Consider the following 18,932-nt stretch of genomic DNA (forward strand, 5'->3'; position numbering starts at 1 on the left):
CTGCCCTCAAGCCTGACTGTTCCAACGTTGTAAAAAAGGCCCTGCAGTGAAAACTGTGGGGCCTTTTTTTGCCTGCGGAAAAACGAAACGGTGGACGAAGTTGCCGGTAGGGCTTGGCGATGCTAGGTTTAGCCCACTGCCCGTGTAGCTCAGTCGGTAGAGCAGCGCACTCGTAACGCGAAGGTCGCAGGTTCGATTCCTGTCTCGGGCACCAGCGACACTCTGTTTTCAGATGATCCCGAATGGTTCTGAAGGCCAGAAAAGCCGGGCTTCAATCGGTTTTTTTGCGTCAGAGAGATCCTTGATGATCCAGATCCATCTTCCATTCCCCAGATCAGCGAGAACGCCATGACCGTTAAAGAATTGACTCAAGAAGCCAGACACGAAGAAGCCCTCAGGAAGTATGTGCTGGACGCGCCTGAATTGATGGACGAGATCAAGGACTTGCCAGCCGATGATCAGAAGGACCAGATCCAGTGGGCGTTTGAGGATGAAGCAGAAGCCCAGGGCTTGCAGCCGTGGGAACTGACGCTCAAGTACACCTCGAGCCCGGAAGAATACGAGGCCGAGCGCCTGAAGCTGCACAAGGAAGCGGCCGAGGTGTTGGGCGTCGAGTGGGAAGAGTACTGCGAGATGAACAATCTGGTGGTCTGATGCAAAAACGCCAGCCTTATCGAGGCTGGCGTTTTTTATTGCGCGCTGATCTCAGAGACTCAAGCGCATCGACAAGTCGACAGCTTTCACGTCCTTGGTCATCGCACCAATCGAAATGTAATCCACACCGGTTTCGGCGATCGGCAGCAACGTACTTTCGTTGATCCCGCCACTGGCCTCCAGTTTTGCCTTGCCGCCGTTCAGGCGTACGGCTTCGCGCATATCATCCAGGCTCAATTCGTCGAGCATGATGATATCGGCGCCGGCCGCCAAGGCCTCTTTGAGCTCGGCCAGGCTTTCCACTTCGATCTCCACCGGTTTGCCCGGTGCGATTTTGTGTGCAGCCGCGATAGCCTGGGAGATCCCTCCGCAAGCGGCGATATGGTTTTCCTTGATCAGGAAGGCGTCATACAGGCCGATGCGGTGGTTGTGGCAGCCGCCACAGGTCACCGCGTACTTTTGCGCCAGGCGCAGCCCTGGCAGGGTCTTGCGGGTGTCGAGCAATTTCACCTGAGTCTGGGCCACGAAGTCTGCCAGGTACTGCGCGCGAGTGGCCACGCCGGACAACAGTTGCAGGAAGTTCAGTGCACTGCGTTCACCGGTCAGCAGCGAGCGAGCGGGACCTTCGAGGTGGAACAGCACTTGATTGGGCTTGACCCGTTCCCCATCGGCGACCTGCCAGTGCACCGCTACTCGCGGGTCCAGTTGCCGAAACACGGTATCCACCCAGGCCGTACCGCAGATGACGGCGGCGTCGCGGGTAATGATGGTGGCTTTGGCCAGGCGTTCGGTCGGGATCAATTGCGCAGTGATGTCGCCACTGCCGACGTCTTCGAGCAACGCACGGCGCACGTTGGCTTCGATTTCGGCGGTCAAATCGGCGAGACGTAGATTCGGCATAACGGGCTCCACAAACAAAGTGGCTCGATTATAGGGCCATGGCGGGAGGCAACCCAAGGCATCCGCGATGTTCCTGGCATCCTGTAGCCTGCATTTGGTCGATTCCCGCGAGCCAGCCGGCGCCTGTGCGAACGCGGGTTCAGAGTCTTCTGGCACAAGAGGGGCCTTTGCAAGATAATTCGCCTTGCAATTGACGTCATGACTTTGACGAATCGAGGAATCGCCGTTTCAGGAGGCCGGATGTACAACGACGGGAATGTAGTGCCTTTGCGCAAGGCGACTACCGATCATGCGACTCGCTCGTCGCTCGCCCGCCTGCCCATGATTCTGCTTCAGGTTCGCGACAAAGCTGTGCAACAACTGCGGCAAGGTTTGCAGGAACTCTTCGACAATGCCGATGACACCCTCTTCGAAATGGCTGACCGGGCTCGCAATGACGTCGAGCAGAATGTTTTCTTCCAGGCGATGCGGGACCTGCGTCTGAAGCGCAAAAGCATCGAGCGGTTCTTTTTCGAACAATTCTTCGAAGCGTTCATTAGCCTCACTCAATACAGCGCCACGCACAGGGTATTGCCTCAGGCATCGTCCGCCGGGGCGGGCATCCCGTTGCTCAGTGACGAATGGGAACGTGATGTAGCGGTGGAGGCGATGGTCAATAAAGTGTTGGATCGCGACGGCCTGGCCCTCGACCAGCTCACTGCCCGTCTCAGTACCCTGCTGGGCAGGTCGCTGATGGAGCAGCACAATCCCATGGGGCCGACCCTGCTCTGCGCGTTTTTCTTGCAGGCCTGGCGTAACCTGGGAGTGGAGATCAAGGTCAAGCTGATCCTTCTCAAGCTGTTTGACCGCTATGTGCTGAGCGGGACCGATCAGCTATACGCACAAGCCAACCAACTGCTGATCGCCACCGGTGTACTGAACGGCCTCCAGCCCGCTCGGGCATGTCGGATAGTGGATAGGCTCGCCAGTGACCTGATCGAGCCTGACTCGCTTGAACGTCGTCGTAGTGAATGGTTGGAACAACGGACACATGATGTCGAGGAAAGCCGTGCCCAAACCGCAATGGCCCGTCGCCGTGTCGAATGGGTGTTAAACCAGGCACTGATCGGCAAGGTCTTGCCGCGAAGCGTGGTGGTGTTCGTTCACGAGGCCTGGAGCAAAGTGTTGCTGCTGGCCTTTCTCAAACATGGCGATCAGTCGACGCAATGGCATGTCGCTGTGCAGACGATGGAACAGTTGATCTGGAGCGTCCAGCGCCATGAGGAGCCTGACGCACGCTCACGCTTGTTGGTGCTGGTACCGGACTTGCTCAAAGGGTTGCGCGAGGGATTGCGTGGCTCGGCATTCGATCCGTTTACCGCCAGCGAATTTTTCACCGAACTGGAGGGTTTGCACCTTCAGTTGTTTGAGCCTGACCCGCAAAGCACCCATGCAAACCCGGCGATGGTCGAAGTGCTGGAAGAAGTCGTTTTGCCGTGCGCTGACGATGGCCCGTTCCGCCTCAATCGCGGCAAGTGATCGCGTCTGGAGGGGCTATCGCGGCATACTGGGCACCAACACAGTCGTCGTTGAAGGAATCGGTATGCAGTTGGACCCCGCGAGCGGTTGGTGTCAGGACGTACGTTTGTGTCCCTCACCCAACTTCAATGCGCGCCCCACGGGCGAAATTTCCCTGCTGGTGATTCACAACATCAGCCTGCCGCCGGCGCAATTCGCCACCGGCAAGGTGCAGGAGTTTTTCCAGAATCGCCTGGATGTCACTGAGCACCCTTACTTTGAAGGGATAGCCGACCTGCGGGTGTCTGCGCACTTTTTGATCGAGCGTGACGGCACCGTCACCCAGTTTGTCTCTTGTCTTGAGCGCGCCTGGCACGCCGGGGTGTCGAGTTTCGAGGGTCGGGAAACCTGTAACGATTTTTCCGTGGGCATCGAGCTTGAGGGCACGGATGATCTACCGTTCACCGATGCCCAGTACGATGCATTGATTGCCCTGACCCGACAGCTGCAAAGCGTTTTCACGGCCATTACTCCGCAGCGTATCTGCGGGCACAGTGACATTGCGCCGGGACGCAAGACCGATCCGGGGCCGGCATTCGACTGGACACGCTATCGTGCGGCCCTGGCCAAGGCCGCTGGGGAAAAAGAGGAACGACAATGAGTTTTCTGGTGTTGCTGCTGGCGGTGTGGATCGAGAAGTTCTCGGCCCTGCGCCATCAGGTTCAGCGAGATGGCGGTTGGGTGCGCGAGTTACACAAGCTTGAGTCCAGCCCGCGCCTGGCGAAAAGTCCATGGCTGGTTTTGGTCGTGCTGGTATTGTTCCCGGTCGCGCTATTGGGGTTGCTGCTGCTGGTGCTGGACCCGGTGGCCTACGGTCTGCTGACGCTGCCGGTGCACCTGCTGGTGGTGATTTACAGCCTGGGGCGGGGCGATCTGCTGGGGGGGCTGGGGCCGTTTCGCGATGCCTGGCGCCGGGAGGACTTGCAAGCCGCGGCCCTTGTCGCCAAACGCGACCTCGATATCTGCGCCGACAGCGGTGAGCAACTGCTGGAGCGAGTCGAAGGGCATTTGTTGTGGGAGGCCTACCAGAGTTTTTTCGCGGTGATTTTCTGGTACTTCCTGCTGGGGCCGGTCGCCGCCCTCAGCTACCGGCTGCTGGCCCTGGCTGAAGAGCATGGGCAAAACCCCATGGTAGTCGAGCGCGCTGCTCAACTGCGTCATGCTTTCGATTGGGTGCCGGTACGCTTGCTGGCGGCGAGTTTTGCCCTGGTCGGCAATTTTGTCGCAGTCAGTCGGGTGATGTTGCACGAGCTGCTGAACTGGAACATCAGCGCCGCTCAATTGATCGAGAAGGCCGGGCTGGTGGCCGCCGAAATCCCGGCACCGGTGGTCGGACCGGAAGGCATCATCAACCTTGACCGGATCTGGGAGTTGCTGCTGCGGGCGGCAGTACTCTGGTACGCGGGGTTTGCATTGTGGACGGTGTTGCCGTAACCCGTTGAAGCATATTCCATTGTGGCGAGGAAGCAGGCTCCCTCGCCACAGGGCGTTCATCAGTCCGACGATCTGCGTCCGCCGTTAACCTTATGTTACAAAACCCTCCCTTGATTTGAGCTATATAGAGACAGCGCCCAATAGTGGCTATCTGCTGTCGAGCTGCGCCTGCCAATAAAAATAAGAAATCAAAGGGAGACTTCCAGTGAAGAGCTTGCTCTATCCCGCCGTCGCGCTGATGAATCGCCTGAGCTTCGGCATGAAGTTCAGCCTGATCAGCGTTTTGTTCCTGGTGCCGATGCTGGTGACCAACTTTTATCTGGTGCGCGATTCCTATCGCGAATTCCAGGGCACCCGGGTCGAATTGCAGAGCCTCGACCTGTTGGGCAACGGCCTGACGCTACGGCGTGACCTGGAAACTCTGAACAACCTGGTGCTGATCAATGTCACCCTCGGTCAGTCCGGCAAGGCTGGTAACGTCGAATCGCAGATCAGCACCCTGGGACAAAGCGTGCTGAACCGCTTGCAGGGCCTGACGGCGATGACCACCGACCCGGAGCAAATCGCGGTTTTTGAGGGCAAGCGCGATGAAATGATCGCTGCGTTCAAGGCTCAACAGGCCGAAACCTCCCTGCAAAGCAAAAGTGCCTTGATCGCAAAGTTGCTGGGCAATGCGCAGATTTTCAGTCAAATCATCGCCAGTCAGGCAGGCTTGAGTCGCGATACCCAGAGCGACATGCGCCAGTTGAGCGAACTCATCACCAGCGTCACCCCGGCGGTCACCCAGCTACTGGGCGAAGGCCGTGCAATGGGCTCTTACTCGTTGGGGCAGGGCTTTCTCAATTCATCGTCTAGCACCCGTTTCGATGAACTGCTGGCGCAGATCGAAAAACTCCAGGGCGAATATGGCCTGAAGTTGCAGGATGCGCTGGCGTCCAGCAAAGCCGCACGAGAAACCCTGGCCGCGCAGGCCGACACCAGCAAGGCGACGCTGAAAAAAGCCAGTGAGTTGTTCGAAGAGCAAGTGGTCATGGCCGACACGCTGGATGCGCCGTGGCAGACTTTTTACGGTCAGGTCTCCGGCCTGATGGACCAGACTTACCAGCTCAACGAAGCCACCCTGAAGTTTCTTGGTGCTCAATTGCAGCAGCGCCTGGAGCAGAACCGCACCCACATGATCTTGCAAGCCGTGGCGTTGTCGGTGGTGTTCGTATTGATCTTTTACCTGTACGGCGGCTTCTATGCCTCAACCCGCACCACGCTCAAACGCCTTGGCGGGGTGATGGATAAAGTGGCGGCCGGGGACATGACCGTCACGTTCAGCGCCAACAGTCGTGATGAGTTGGGCGAGTTGGGTGAGGTGTTCAACGGCACCGTTAAAAAAATCCATGACCTGATCGAGCGAGTGGGACACACCGTCAGCGAGGTCGAGCGTCAGGCCGGGCAGGTGGAGAACGTTTCCGCGCAAAGTAACCAAGCCGTGACCGGGCAGCGCACGCAGATCGAGCAGGTCGCCACGGCAATGAACCAGATGTCCGCCACCTCCCTGGAAGTCGCGCGAAGTGCCGCCGCGGCGGTCAACAGTGCCCACAGTGTCAACGACGAAACCATCAGCGGCCGCGGGCTGGTGCAATCCCAGCAGGGCAGCATTGCCGCGCTGGCCAGCGAGATCGATCAATCGGTGCTGGTGATCAATCAGCTGGCCAGCGACAGCCAGTCCATCAGCCGTGTGCTGGAAGTGATCAAGAGCATTGCCGAACAGACCAACCTGCTGGCACTCAATGCCGCGATCGAAGCGGCACGGGCCGGGGAGCAGGGGCGTGGTTTCGCGGTGGTGGCGGACGAGGTCCGGACGCTGGCCAAGCGTACCCAGCAGTCGACCGAGGAAATCGAGCAGATGATCGCCAAACTCCACGGTGGAGTCGGCGCGGCGGTGAAGGCCATGGGTGTCAGCCATGAGATGGCCAACGGCACTGTAAGTCAGTCGGAGAAGGTCCAGCTGGCGCTGGAAAACATCCTCGGCGCGGTGGGGATGATCGTCGACCAGAACCAGCAGATCGCGGCGGCCGTGGAGCAGCAAACCGCCGTGGCCCATGACATCGATCAGAACATCGTCGAGATCAACCGCGCCGGCGAGCGCACTGCCGAAGGTGCGCACCGGACCGAAGATGCCAGCCGTGCGTTGTCGGCGCAGGTGGTGGAGCTCAAGCAACTGATCAGTGCGTTCCGGGTTTAACAGGCACCGCGGTAAAAAAGTGGGAGCGAGCCTGCTCGCGAAAGCGGTTAGTCAGTCACATTGATGTTGGATGTGGTGACGCCTTCGCGAGCAGGCTCGCTCCCACAGGTGTTTTGTGTTGTCGGTGATTACCAGTTGAACAAGTCGCAAGCATTGGCTGTGCTCGCGGCGGCCAACTGCTGCGGCGTGACCGCCATGATCCCGGCCAGCGCTTCACAGATCGCCGGCAAGTGCGCCGGGCTGTTGCGTTGCCCGGCAAACATGGCGGGCGCCATGTCCGGTGAGTCGGTCTCCAGTACCACCGATTCCAGCGGCAACTCGGCCAGAACGCGGTGCATGCGCAGTGCCTGTGGCCAGGTGGCGGCACCGCCCAATCCCAGTTTGAAACCGAGCTTGATGTATTCCCGGGCCTCTTCGCGACTGCCGGCGAAGGCGTGAATGATGCCGGCACGCTTCAGGCGAAACCGTTTGAGCGTGGCAATCACCGCCGCATGGCTGCGCCGTACATGGATCAGCGCCGGCAGATTGAAATCCGCTGCCAGTTGCAGTTGTGCGTCGAACAGCGCTTGTTGGTCTTCACGGTCGAGGGTTTCGATGAAGTAGTCGAGGCCGATTTCGCCCACCGCGCACAGTTGCCGATGACCGGCGAGCCGGGTCAGCCAATCCCCGAGTTCCGCCAGGTCTTCGGGGCGGTGATCGTCCAGGTACACCGGATGCAAGCCGAACGCGGCATGCAGGTCGGGATCGCTTTGCACCAGATCCCAGACCCGCTGCCAATTGCCTTGATAAACCCCCAACACCACCATTTGTCGCACCCCGAGGGCGCGGCTCTCGGCCAGCAACGCCTGACGGTCGGCGTCGAAGTCCGGGAAATCCAGATGGGTGTGGGTGTCGATCAGCTCCACGGTTCAGTCCTGGCGAATACGCTGCTTGAAGGTGCGGGCGATGGCCTGCACGCCGGGTCGGTAATCGGACTGCTCGATGGCGGCCAAGGCCAGTGCCAGGGCTTTGTCAGCGATCAATTGATGCTGCTGGGCCATGGCATTGACCGGCAACGGCAGAAAGTCCAGCAGCTGGGTATCGCCGAATGTGCCGAGGCGCAATGGGCGGGTTTTCAAAGGGAAGTCATGCAAGGCATCGAACACGCCCTGGAGTAATACGTAAGACGTGGTCACCAGTGCCTCGGGCAAGTGCCCTACACGCTGGAGCAGTTCTTCCATCAACTGTTTGCCACATTCACGACTGAACGATTCACCATGTTCGATCAGGACTACACCGTTGTACCCGGACAGCGCCTCTTTGAAACCGGCGGCCCGTTCCTGGCTGATGCTCAGTTCCGGGCGGGCGCCGATCAAGGCGATCTGTTTGGGCAGCGGGTCGAGCAGGCTACGGGTCAGGTGCAGGCTGGCTTCGCGGTCGTCACTGATCACCGAGCAGAAGTGTTCCGGCTCCATGACCCGGTCGATGGCAATAATGGGAATGCCTTTGGCCTGCAACTGGCGATAGCTGTCGTCGCCGGGCGGCAGGCAACTGGCGACGATCAGCGCGTCACAGCGCCGGGCGCGGAACAGTTTCAGCAGTTGCCGTTCGCTGTCCGGTGCATCGTCGGAACTGGCGATCAGCAACTGATAACCGCGAGCCCGTGCGCCTTGTTCCAGCAGTTTGGCGATTCGCGCGTAACTGGGGTTTTCCAGATCCGGCAGAATGAAACCCAGCGTGCGAGTGTGGCGACTGCGCAGACCGGCGGCCTGGGGATTGGGCGTGAAGCCATGCTGATCGACCACCGCGCGCACGCGCTCGACGGTGGCACTGCTGATGCGTTGCTGTTCGGCCTTGCCATTGATGACATAGCTGGCGGTGGTAACGGACACACCGGCCAACTGGGCGATATCACTGAGTTTCAACCCGTTATTTCCTTGTTTTTGCGAGCATGCCCGACATTTTCGTCAATCCTAACCGATTCAGGCAGTCGACCATTGTCGTGACGCATCCGACAATTGGACTTCATGCGGGCGAGATTATCGAGTAACGTGCCAATCATGCTAGATTAAACGTTTCAGCAGGCGTATTTTCTAGATAATTGGTCCCTTTGGCCGGTTCTGCCGCAAAACCGCCAAATACTGTCTTCAGACAAGCGCGTAAGCTGAATCATTCAAAACAATACCTGGTGCCCACAGGCGCCAAAAAGGAGAAAGCATGCTCGAGCTCACTGTAGAGCAGATATCCATGGGCCAGTCGGCTGTGGATAAGTCAGCCGCCTTGCAGTTGCTGGCCCGGCATCTGGTTGCCGACGGCCTGGTCGCCGAGGGTTACCTCGCCGGTTTGCAGGCACGCGAAGCCCAGGGCTCGACCTTTCTCGGTCAGGGTATTGCCATTCCCCACGGAACACCGGAAACCCGCGACCTGGTGTTCACCACCGGCGTGCGCCTGATGCAGTTCCCCGACGGCGTGGATTGGGGTGACGGGCAGATCGTTTATCTGGCGATCGGCATTGCCGCCAAATCCGATGAACATCTGCGCCTGCTGCAATTGCTGACCCGAGCCCTCGGCGAAACCGATCTGGGCCAGGCACTGCGTCGCGCCGGTTCCGCCGAAGCCTTGTTGAAACTGCTGCAAGGCGCGCCGCAGGAACTGGCGCTGGATGCGCAAATGATTGGCCTGGGCGTTGCCGCCGAAGATTTCGAAGAGTTGGTCTGGCGCGGCGCACGTTTGCTGCGCCAGGCCGACTGCGTCAGCAATGGTTTTTCCGCTGTGTTGCAACAGGTCGAGGCGTTGCCGCTGGGCGATGGCCTGTGGTGGCTGCACAGTGAACAAACGGTCAAGCGCCCAGGTCTGGCCTTCGTCACCCCCGACAAACCCTTGCGTTACCTCGGCCAGCCGCTGAGTGGGCTGTTCTGTCTGGCCAGCCTTGGCGAAGCCCATCAAGCCTTGCTCGAACGCCTGTGCGCGTTGCTGATCGAAGGCCGCGGCCATGAATTGGGGCGCGCCACCAGTTGCCGCGCAGTGCTGGAGGTGCTCGGCGGTGAACTGCCGGCTGACTGGCCGAGCGCGCGTATCGCACTGGCCAACGCCCACGGTTTGCATGCACGTCCGGCGCAAATCCTCGCTCAATTGGCGAAAAGCTTTGAAGGCGACATTCGTATCCGCATCGTTGATAGCCAGGACAGTGCAGTGTCGGTGAAGAGTCTGAGCAAGTTGCTCAGCCTCGGCGCCCGTCGCGGACAGGTGCTGGAAATCATCGCCGAGCCGAGCATCGCCGCCGATGCATTGCCGGTGTTGTTGAAAGCCATCGAAGAAGGCCTCGGCGAAGAAATCGAGCCATTGCCTGCGGTGAACCCGCCACGGGAAGACGTCGTCGAAGTGGCCGAAGTGCTGTTGGCCCCCGCGTCCGGCAGTTTGTTGCAGGCGATTGCTGCCGCACCGGGCATTGCTATCGGTCCGGCGCATATTCAAGTGCTGCAACACATTGATTACCCGCTGCGCGGAGAGTCCGCCGCCATCGAGCGCGAACGTCTCAAGCAGGCGCTGGCGGATGTACGTCGTGACATTGGCGGCTTGATCGAGCGCAGCAAGGCCAAGGCCATCCGCGAGATTTTCGTCACCCACCAGGAAATGCTCGACGACCCGGAACTGACCGATGACGTCGACACCCGGCTCAAGCAGGGTGAAAGCGCGGAAGCCGCGTGGATGTCGGTGATCGAAGCCGCAGCCCGGCAACAGGAAGCGCTGCAGGATGCGTTGCTGGCCGAGCGCGCCGCCGATTTGCGTGATATCGGTCGTCGCGTGTTGGCACAGTTGTGTGGTGTCCAAAGCCCAAGTGAGCCTGAGCAGCCTTACATTCTGGTGATGGACGAAGTCGGCCCGTCCGATGTGGCGCGTCTTGATCCGACCCGCGTCGCCGGCATTCTCACCGCCCGGGGTGGCGCCACCGCCCACAGCGCCATCGTCGCCCGGGCACTGGGTATTCCGGCACTGGTCGGCGCCGGCGCGGCGGTGCTGCTGCTGGCATCGGGCACACCATTGCTGCTCGATGGCCAGCGCGGTCGTTTGCACGTGGATGCCGATGCGACGACCCTGCAACGTGCCATCGAAGAGCGTGACACCCGCGAACAGCGACTCAAAGCCGCTGCCGAACAACGTCATCAACCGGCGCTGACCACCGACGGGCACGCGGTCGAAGTGTTTGCCAACATCGGTGAAAGCGCCGGCGTTACTAGCGCGGTGGAGCAGGGCGCCGAAGGCATCGGCCTGTTGCGCACCGAACTGATTTTCATGGCCCACCCGCAAGCACCGGACGAAGCGACCCAGGAAGCGGAATACCGCCGTGTGCTCGATGGCCTGGCCGGACGTCCGCTGGTGGTGCGCACTCTCGATGTTGGCGGTGACAAACCACTGCCCTATTGGCCGATCGCCAAGGAGGAAAACCCCTTCCTCGGTGTACGCGGCATTCGCCTGACCTTGCAGCGGCCGCAGATCATGGAGGCGCAGCTGCGCGCCCTGCTGCGGGCCGCCGACAACCGCCCGTTGCGCATCATGTTCCCCATGGTCGGCAGCGTTGATGAGTGGCGCCAGGCCCGGGACATGACGGAACGCCTGCGTCTGGAAATTCCGGTGGCGGACTTGCAGCTCGGGATTATGATCGAAGTGCCATCAGCCGCCTTGCTGGCACCGGTACTGGCCAAAGAGGTCGATTTTTTCAGTGTCGGCACCAACGACCTGACCCAATACACCTTGGCCATCGACCGTGGCCATCCGACCTTGTCGGCTCAGGCTGATGGCTTGCATCCGGCGGTGCTGCAACTGATCGACATCACCGTGCGCGCGGCCCATGCCCATGGCAAATGGGTTGGCGTATGCGGCGAATTGGCGGCCGATCCGCTGGCGGTGCCGGTGCTGGTCGGCCTTGGCGTGGATGAGCTGAGCGTGGGGGCGCGCAGCATTGCCGAGGTCAAGGCGCGGATTCGTGAATTGAGCCTGGGCCAGACCCAAACCCTCGCCCAAGCGGCACTCGCCGTGGGCAGCGCCAATGAAGTGCGCGCATTAGTGGAGGCCCTGTAATGGCCAGGATTTTAACGTTGACCCTCAACCCGGCACTGGATTTGACCGTGCAGTTGCCGCAACTGGAACCCGGTCAGGTCAACCGCAGCGATGCCATGCACACCCACGCCGCCGGCAAAGGCGTGAACGTGGCGCAAGTGCTGGCGGACCTGGGGCATCAACTGACCGTCAGCGGTTTCCTCGGCGAAGACAACCAGCAGGCGTTCGAAACCCTGTTCGCCAAACGCGGTTTTACCGATGCGTTCATCCGCGTGCCGGGCGAGACGCGCAGCAATATCAAACTGGCGGAAAGCGATGGCCGCATCACCGACCTCAATGGTCCGGGGCCGCAGGTTAGTGCGGCGGCGCAGCAGGCGTTGCTCGATCGACTCGACCAGATTGCGCCGGCCCATGACGCTGTCGTCGTCGCCGGCAGCCTGCCCCAAGGTGTCAGCCCGCAGTGGTTGCAGGCGTTGGTGCTGCGCTTGAAAAACCTCGGTTTGAACGTTGCCCTCGACACCAGCGGCGAGGCCCTGGCGGCCGCGCTCAAGGCCGGCCCGTGGCTGATCAAGCCCAACACACAAGAACTGGCCGAGGTGCTGGGTGGCGAGGTGATTTCGGTGCTGGCCCAGGCCGAAGCGGCGAGCCGCTTACACGCCCAGGGCATCGAACACGTGGTGATTTCACACGGTGCCGAGGGCGTGAACTGGTTCAGCGTCGGCTCTGCGCTGCATGCCACGCCGCCCAAGGTCAGCGTCGCCAGTACGGTGGGCGCGGGTGACGCGTTGCTCGCGGGCATGCTCCACGGGTTGCTCAGCGCCGACACGCCCGAACAGACCTTGCGTACTGCCACAGCGATTGCCGCGATGGCGGTGACCCGGATCGGTTTCGGCATCGACGATGCGGCGTACCTGGCGCAGCTCGAACAGGGTGTGCGCGTGCGTCCCCTGACAGAACAATAAGAGGGTTGGTCATGAAGTTAGCCATTGTTACTGCCTGCCCGAACGGCATGGTCACCAGTGTGCTGTGCGCCCGTTTGCTGGATGCGGCGGCCCAGCGACAGGGCTGGAGCACCAGTGTCGAAGTCAACGATGCGGCACATCCCGAGCGGCAAATGTCGGCGGCCACGATTGAAGCTGCCGAGTGGGTGTTGCTGGTGACCAGTGCACCGGTGGATATGTCGCGGTTCGTCGGTAAACGCGTCTTCCAGAGTACGCCGGCTCAAGCCCTGCAAGATGTCGAAGCGGTGCTGCGGCGCGGCACTGAAGAAGCTCAGGTTTACGCTGCCCCCGACGTCATCGCCGAGCCTGTGACCCTCGCTGAAAACACCCCGCGTCTGGTGGCGATTACCGCGTGCCCGACCGGTGTCGCCCACACCTTCATGGCTGCCGAAGCCTTGCACCAGGCAGCCAAGCGTCTGGGCTACGACCTGCAAGTGGAAACCCAGGGCTCCGTGGGCGCGCGCAATCCCCTGAGTACGCAAGCGATTGCCGATGCCGACGTGGTGCTGCTGGCTGCAGACATCGAAGTTGCCACCGAGCGTTTTGCCGGCAAGAAAATCTATCGTTGCAGCACCGGCATTGCCCTCAAGCAAGCCGAAGCGACGCTGAACAAAGCGCTGGCCGAAGGCGCGCAGGAAAGCGCGGCCACCGGTGCGAAAGGCCCGGTCAAGCAAGAGAAGACCGGGGTCTACAAACACCTGCTGACCGGTGTGTCGTTCATGTTGCCGATGGTGGTGGCGGGCGGTCTGATGATCGCCCTGTCATTCGTGTTCGGCATCACCGCGTTCAAGGAAGAGGGGACGTTGGCGGCAGCGCTGATGCAGATCGGTGGCGATACGGCGTTCAAGCTGATGGTGCCGTTGCTGGCGGGCTACATCGCCTATTCGATTGCCGACCGACCGGGCCTGGCCCCCGGGATGATCGGCGGCCTGTTGGCGAGCACCCTTGGCGCCGGTTTCATTGGCGGGATCATTGCCGGGTTTATCGCCGGTTACGCCGCCCAGGCGATCAATCGTTATGCGCGGTTACCGCAAAGCCTCGAGGCACTGAAGCCGATCCTGATCATTCCGCTGCTGGCCAGTTTGTTCACCGGTCTGGTGATGATCTACGTGGTCGGCAAACCGGTGGCCGGAATGCTTGCCGGGCTCACGCATTTCCTCGACAGCATGGGTACCACCAACGCGATTCTGCTCGGCGTGCTGCTGGGCGGCATGATGTGCGTCGACTTGGGCGGGCCGATCAACAAGGCCGCTTATGCGTTCTCGGTCGGGCTGCTGGCATCACAGAGTTATGCGCCAATGGCGGCGACCATGGCGGCGGGCATGGTGCCGCCGATTGGCCTAGGGATCGCCACGTTCATTGCCCGGCGCAAGTTTGCGCAAACTGAACGCGAGGCCGGTAAGGCCGCGTTGGTGCTGGGCTTGTGTTTTATCTCCGAAGGCGCGATCCCGTTTGCCGCCAAAGACCCGCTGCGGGTGATTCCGGCAAGTATTGCCGGTGGTGCGCTGACCGGTGCGTTGTCGATGTATTTCGGCTGCAAGTTGATGGCGCCCCACGGCGGTTTGTTCGTGATGATGATTCCGAATGCGATCAACCATGCCCTGCTGTATTTGCTGGCGATTGTCGCGGGGAGTTTGTTGACGGCGGTGGTGTATGCGCTGGTCAAGCGGTCTGAGGTGGTGGAGTTGGCAGTTGACCCCGTCAGTGCCTGACACCGACCCCCTTGTGGGAGCGAGCCTGCTCGCGAAGGCGGTCTGTCAGTAAAGTAGAAGTAGACTGACACGACGCCTTCGCGAGCAGGCTCGCTCCCACAGAGATCGCGTTTTCACACGGGCGTCATGCGCACGTGCTTCAGTTTTCCTTTTTCAGGGAGAACACCATGAGCGAATTCGACCTCGGCCGTCGTCGAGTCATGCAAGCCGTCGGCGCCGGGCTGTTGTTGCCGGGGTTGGCACCGGCGGTGATCGCTTCGGTCAAGGATCGGCCGCAACTCACCGACGGTGTGCAGTCGGGTGACCTGCTCGGCGACCGCGCAATGATCTGGAGCCGCTGTGATCGTCCGGCGCGAATGGTGGCGGAGTGGGACACCCGCAGCCTGTTTCCCAACCCCCGGCGATTCGTTTCGCCCCTGGCCGATGCCCGCACCGACTTCACGGCTCGGGTGGAGCTCACTGGGCTGCCCGCCGATCAGGCGATTTTCTACCGTGTGCAATTTGAAGATGCCCAAAGCGGCGTCACCAGCGAGCCCTGGTTCGGCCATCTGCGCAGTGTGCCCCAGACCCGCCGCGACATTCGTTTTGTCTGGAGCGGCGACACCGTCGGCCAGGGCTTCGGCATCAACCCGGACATCGGCGGCATGCGCATCTACGAAGCCATGCGCCTGCGTCTGCCGGACTTCTTTATCCACAGCGGCGACACCATCTACGCCGACGGTCCCGTGCCTGAGCAGATCGTCACCGAAGGCGGCCGGGTATGGCGCAACCTCACCAGCGAGGCCAAGAGCAAAGTCGCCGAGACCCTGGATGATTACCGTGGCAATTACCGCTACAACCTGATGGACGAAAACATTCGCCGCTTCAACGCCGAAGTGCCGCAGATCTGGCAATGGGACGACCACGAAGTGGTGAACAACTGGTCGCCGGGCAAACAACTGGACCAGCGGTACAAGAGCAAAGATATCCACAGCCTGGTGGACCGCGCGCGCCAGGCCTGGCTCGAGTACGCACCGATGCGCTTGCAGAGCGCCGATGGTGGCGGGCGGATTTATCGCCAGCTCAGTTATGGGCCCTTGCTGGATGTATTCGTGCTCGACATGCGCAGTTATCGTGGCGCCAATGATGACAACCTGGGTGCCACCAAACCTTTCCTTGGGCGTGAACAACTGGATTGGCTGAAGGCTTCGCTGAAAGCCTCCAAGGCCCAGTGGAAAGTCATTGCCGCCGACATGCCCATCGGCCTCGGCGTCCCCGATGGCGAGGTCAGCCCCGGTGTGGCGCGCTGGGAAGCGGTGGCCAATGGCGACCCCGGACCGGCTCAGGGGCGAGAGCTGGAAGTCGCCGAGCTGCTGGGTTTCTTGCGGGCGCAACAGGTGCGCAATTTCCTGTTCCTGACGGCGGATGTGCACTACTGCGCGGCGCATCATTACCACCCGGATCGCGCCGCCTTCCAGGATTTCGAACCGTTTTGGGAGTTCGTCGCAGGCCCCTTGAATGCTGGCAGCTACGGGCCTAATCCGCTGGATGAAACATTCGGCCCCGAGGTGGTGTTCCAGAAGGCACCGCCCGCGCAAAACATGTCGCCGTTTGCCGGGTTTCAGTTTTTTGGCGAAGTAAATATTGAAGGGCAGAGCGGGGAATTGAGCGTGGTGTTGCGGGATCTGGATGGAGTGGCGGTGTTTGAGCAGAAGTTGCAGCCGGCATAACAACACCGACCCTCTGTTGTAGGAGCTGGCTTGCCAGCGAAGGCGGCTTCACATCCAACGAAATGGTTGAACGTTCTGGTCCCTTCGCTGGCAAGCCAGCTCCTACAAGGGAAATGCGTTGTATCAGTAAACGTCGCGGCGGTAGCGACCCTGTTCGATCAGGCGCTCCACTTCCGCGACACCGAGCAGGTCGTTGAGTACTTGATCGACGCCAGCGGCCATCCCCTGCAAGCTGCCGCAGATATAGATCACGGCCCCCTCCGCCAGCCATTTCTTCAGTTCAGCGGCCGACTCGCGCAGGCGATCCTGTACGTAGATTTTCTCGGCCTGGTCCCTTGAGAAGGCCAGGTCCAGGCGCTGCAGATCGCCGGAAATCAACCATTCTTCCAGCTCGTCGCGACACAGGTAATCGTGTTCCCGATTGCGCTCGCCGAACAGCAACCAGTGACGTTGTTGACCCTCGGCAATCCGCGCCTTGAGCAGACTGCGCAGCCCGGCCAGTCCGGTGCCGTTGCCGAGCAGGATCATCGGCACCGGTTCGTTCGGCAGGTGGAAGCCGCTGTTGCGCCGAACCCGCAGGCTGATGTTGGAGCCCACCGGCGCGTGTTCCGTGAGCCAGCCGGAGCCGACGCCCAGGCGGCCATCGGGGTGCAGTTCCTGGCGCACGATCAGTTCCAGGATGCCGTCGGCGGCAATCGAGGCAATGGAGTATTCGCGCATGGCCAATGGCACGAGGGCGTCCACCAGCGCTTGCGCGTGCAGGCCGACCAGATGACTGCGGTTCTCGGGCAGTTGTCGGCGGGCGAGGGCTTGTTCCAGCGGTTGCGACAACCCATCGAGTGCAATCGTGGCTCGACCATCAATCCCCAGGCCATCGAGGAAATGCTCGATCGCCCATGGGCAATTGCGCGGCAGCACTTCCACCAGGTCACCGGCCAGCCAACTACTGGTGGTCGGCGCGGTGAGGCCCAGCAAGTAAACGGGCGAACCGCTGCTGTCCGGGTTGAGCAGCTCGCGACGGTTCAGGGTCCAGTTGTCGTAGCTCGGCGCTTGCCAGGTGTCCACGGGCGCCTGGCCGGTCAACAGACCGAGTTGCTGTTGCCAGTGACGCAAGGCATAGGGGTCGCCACTGTCGACCTCCACAGGGGCGAACAGGGTCTTGCCGCCGTGTTCGCCCAGCCAGGTGTGCAGGCGTCGGGCGAAGCCGCAGAAGTGCTGGTATTGCCGGTCACCCAGACCGAGCACGGCGTAGTTCAGGCGCTCCAGGCTCAACGTCCGGCCCAGGACCTTGCGCTCGAAACCCCGGGCACTGTCCGGCGCTTCGCCGTCGCCGAAGGTGCTGACCACGAACAGCGCGTTGCTCGAATTCCGCAGGTCCTGTTCGCTGACACTGGCCAGCGGCTGCACCTTCACCGGCAGGCCGGCAGCCTGTAATTGGCCGGCGGTCTGCCACGCCAGTTGCTCGGCAAAACCGCTTTGGCTGGCGAAGCCGATCAGCCACGACGGCGCATCGCTGCCCGGTTGGGCGAGGCCTTGGCGGGCGTCCTTGATCTGGCGCTTTTTGCGGCGACGATCGAGGTACAACATCCACCCGGTGATGAAAAACAGCGGCATGGTCAGGGCAGTGATCGTCAGGATAATGCGCCCGACGATGCCGAAGTAACTGCCGACGTGCAGCGCGTAGAGACTGGTCAGCAGTTGTGCCTTGAAACTCTTGTCGCTGTAGCGGTCATGCCGCTTGATCACGCCGGTGACCGGGTCGAGGGTGATCTGGTTCAGCGCGCGGTCGTGGGGAGAGTCTTTCAGCAGGTAATAAACCGTCGCCGGTTGCCCCGCCACCGGTGGCATGCGGGTGTTGTAGAAACTCAGCCCGGGGCCGGCCGCGCTATAGATGCTGCTCCACATGGCCGAGTAATCGGCGGTCGGAGCCGGGCCGTTTGGCGCCGGGCCACGACCGCCGCGAACGCGTTCGTTCTGCGGCGAATCGGAGAGAAGTCGTGTCAGGCCCTTGTTGTACCACTCGTAGGACCAGGACAAACCGGTCAGCGCTGCCAAGAGGTAAAACACCAGGCACCAGGTGCCCGCGACCGAGTGCAGGTCCCAGTTGAAGCTGCGACCCTTTTTCTTCCAGTCGAGGGTCAGCCAGGCGCGCCAGCTTTTCCACTGGCGGGGCCAACGCAGGTACAGGCCGGAGAGGCAGAAGAACACCAGGATCAGCGTACAGGCGCCGGTGATCTGGCGACCGGTGTCGCCCATGGCAAGGAAGCGGTGCAGTTGCAGCATCAGGCCGAAGAAGTCCTGGCCGGTGGCGTCGCCCATCAATTCGGCGGTGTACGGGTCGAAGAAGCGCATTGGCCCACGGCGCTCCCCCGGCGGCGGGGCGAAGAACACGCGTGCGGCGATGTCGCTGTCGATATCCACCGAAAGCATTGCGACTTTGTTCCCGGTGGCCGCTTCGATTTTCTCCACCAGTTCGGCGGGCGGCAGTACACCGGCGACCTGCTTGTGCACCTGCAACACGGAAGGGTTCAGCGCGTACAGGATTTCGTCCTGAAACGATACCGTCGCCCCGGTGATGCCCATCAGGGCCAGGACGAGCCCTGCGCTGATGCCGAAAAACCAGTGCAACTGGAACAGGGTTTTCTTCAACACGTCGCTCGCCTTGTTCGTTCAAAAATAGTCATCACGGCGC

12 protein-coding genes, 1 tRNA gene and 1 pseudogene are annotated in these 18,932 nt (G+C 61.3%); 10 read left to right on the forward strand and 4 right to left on the reverse strand.

Translation table 11 applies throughout. From position 1 onward, the window contains the following. The first annotated feature begins 138 nt into the window (after positions 1 to 138). Both BJ917_RS24095 and BJ917_RS24100 read left to right on the forward strand, forming a co-directional pair. A tRNA-Thr gene (locus BJ917_RS24095) sits at positions 139 to 214 on the forward strand. 134 nt (positions 215 to 348) lie between these two features. After that, positions 349 to 654 (forward strand): DUF6388 family protein, encoded by a 306-nt coding sequence (locus tag BJ917_RS24100; RefSeq protein WP_096513504.1) that lies wholly within the window; start codon positions 349 to 351, stop codon positions 652 to 654. Between the two features lie 51 nt (positions 655 to 705). On the opposite strand, the gene nadC is transcribed toward BJ917_RS24100, so the two are convergent. Further along, positions 706 to 1,554, reverse strand: a complete 849-nt coding sequence (gene nadC, locus BJ917_RS24105) for a carboxylating nicotinate-nucleotide diphosphorylase (protein ID WP_096513503.1) — start codon at positions 1,552 to 1,554, stop codon at positions 706 to 708. Positions 1,555 to 1,794: 240 nt separating this feature from the next. Between nadC and BJ917_RS24110 the strand changes: the two are divergent. From BJ917_RS24110 to BJ917_RS24125, 4 genes and pseudogenes are all read left to right on the forward strand, one after another. Beyond that, positions 1,795 to 3,048 (forward strand): annotated as a pseudogene (locus BJ917_RS24110) (DUF1631 family protein); the annotation flags it as partial. 88 nt (positions 3,049 to 3,136) lie between these two features. Next, on the forward strand, positions 3,137 to 3,712 hold the full coding sequence (ampD, locus tag BJ917_RS24115; RefSeq protein ID WP_096513501.1) for a 1,6-anhydro-N-acetylmuramyl-L-alanine amidase AmpD: 576 nt from the start codon (positions 3,137 to 3,139) through the stop codon (positions 3,710 to 3,712). After that, the gene (gene ampE, locus BJ917_RS24120; protein WP_096513500.1) at positions 3,709 to 4,545 is read left to right on the forward strand and encodes a regulatory signaling modulator protein AmpE; all 837 of its coding nucleotides are present in this window, start codon (positions 3,709 to 3,711) and stop codon (positions 4,543 to 4,545) included. The genes ampD and ampE overlap by 4 nt, the downstream gene beginning before the upstream one ends. 205 nt (positions 4,546 to 4,750) lie before the next feature. Beyond that, positions 4,751 to 6,781: a methyl-accepting chemotaxis protein gene (locus tag BJ917_RS24125; protein WP_121104936.1), complete on the forward strand. Its 2,031-nt coding sequence runs from the start codon at positions 4,751 to 4,753 to the stop codon at positions 6,779 to 6,781. Between the two features lie 128 nt (positions 6,782 to 6,909). Here the strand turns inward: BJ917_RS24125 and BJ917_RS24130 are convergent, their stop codons facing one another. After that, positions 6,910 to 7,686: a TatD family hydrolase gene (locus tag BJ917_RS24130; RefSeq protein WP_121104938.1), complete on the reverse strand. Its 777-nt coding sequence runs from the start codon at positions 7,684 to 7,686 to the stop codon at positions 6,910 to 6,912. A gap of 3 nt (positions 7,687 to 7,689) precedes the next feature. Continuing rightward, on the reverse strand, positions 7,690 to 8,685 hold the full coding sequence (cra, locus tag BJ917_RS24135; protein WP_121104940.1) for a catabolite repressor/activator: 996 nt from the start codon (positions 8,683 to 8,685) through the stop codon (positions 7,690 to 7,692). A 292-nt stretch (positions 8,686 to 8,977) separates the two neighbouring features. On the opposite strand from cra, the gene ptsP reads away from it, so the two are divergent. The 4 genes from ptsP to BJ917_RS24155 all read left to right on the forward strand — a co-directional run bounded on the left by ptsP (position 8,978) and on the right by BJ917_RS24155 (position 16,240). Continuing rightward, entirely contained in the window at positions 8,978 to 11,839 is a 2,862-nt protein-coding gene (ptsP, locus tag BJ917_RS24140) for a phosphoenolpyruvate--protein phosphotransferase (protein ID WP_121104942.1), read from the forward strand. Continuing rightward, the gene (gene pfkB / locus BJ917_RS24145) at positions 11,839 to 12,780 is read left to right on the forward strand and encodes a 1-phosphofructokinase (protein WP_121104944.1); all 942 of its coding nucleotides are present in this window, start codon (positions 11,839 to 11,841) and stop codon (positions 12,778 to 12,780) included. The genes ptsP and pfkB overlap by 1 nt, the downstream gene beginning before the upstream one ends. A gap of 11 nt (positions 12,781 to 12,791) precedes the next feature. Then, the gene (locus BJ917_RS24150; RefSeq protein WP_121104946.1) at positions 12,792 to 14,531 is read left to right on the forward strand and encodes a PTS fructose-like transporter subunit IIB; all 1,740 of its coding nucleotides are present in this window, start codon (positions 12,792 to 12,794) and stop codon (positions 14,529 to 14,531) included. A 167-nt stretch (positions 14,532 to 14,698) separates the two neighbouring features. After that, positions 14,699 to 16,240, forward strand: coding sequence for an alkaline phosphatase (locus BJ917_RS24155; RefSeq protein ID WP_121104948.1), 1,542 nt, complete (start codon positions 14,699 to 14,701; stop codon positions 16,238 to 16,240). Between the two features lie 123 nt (positions 16,241 to 16,363). Here BJ917_RS24155 and BJ917_RS24160 read toward each other — a convergent pair whose 3' ends face one another. Next, positions 16,364 to 18,892 carry a sulfite reductase flavoprotein subunit alpha gene (locus BJ917_RS24160; protein WP_121104950.1) on the reverse strand — a complete coding sequence of 843 codons (2,529 nt, stop codon included), beginning with the start codon at positions 18,890 to 18,892 and terminating at the stop codon, positions 16,364 to 16,366. Positions 18,893 to 18,932 lie beyond the last annotated feature (40 nt).

Source organism: Pseudomonas sp. WPR_5_2 (assembly GCF_003634475.1).
Lineage (GTDB): Bacteria > Pseudomonadota > Gammaproteobacteria > Pseudomonadales > Pseudomonadaceae > Aquipseudomonas > Aquipseudomonas izuensis.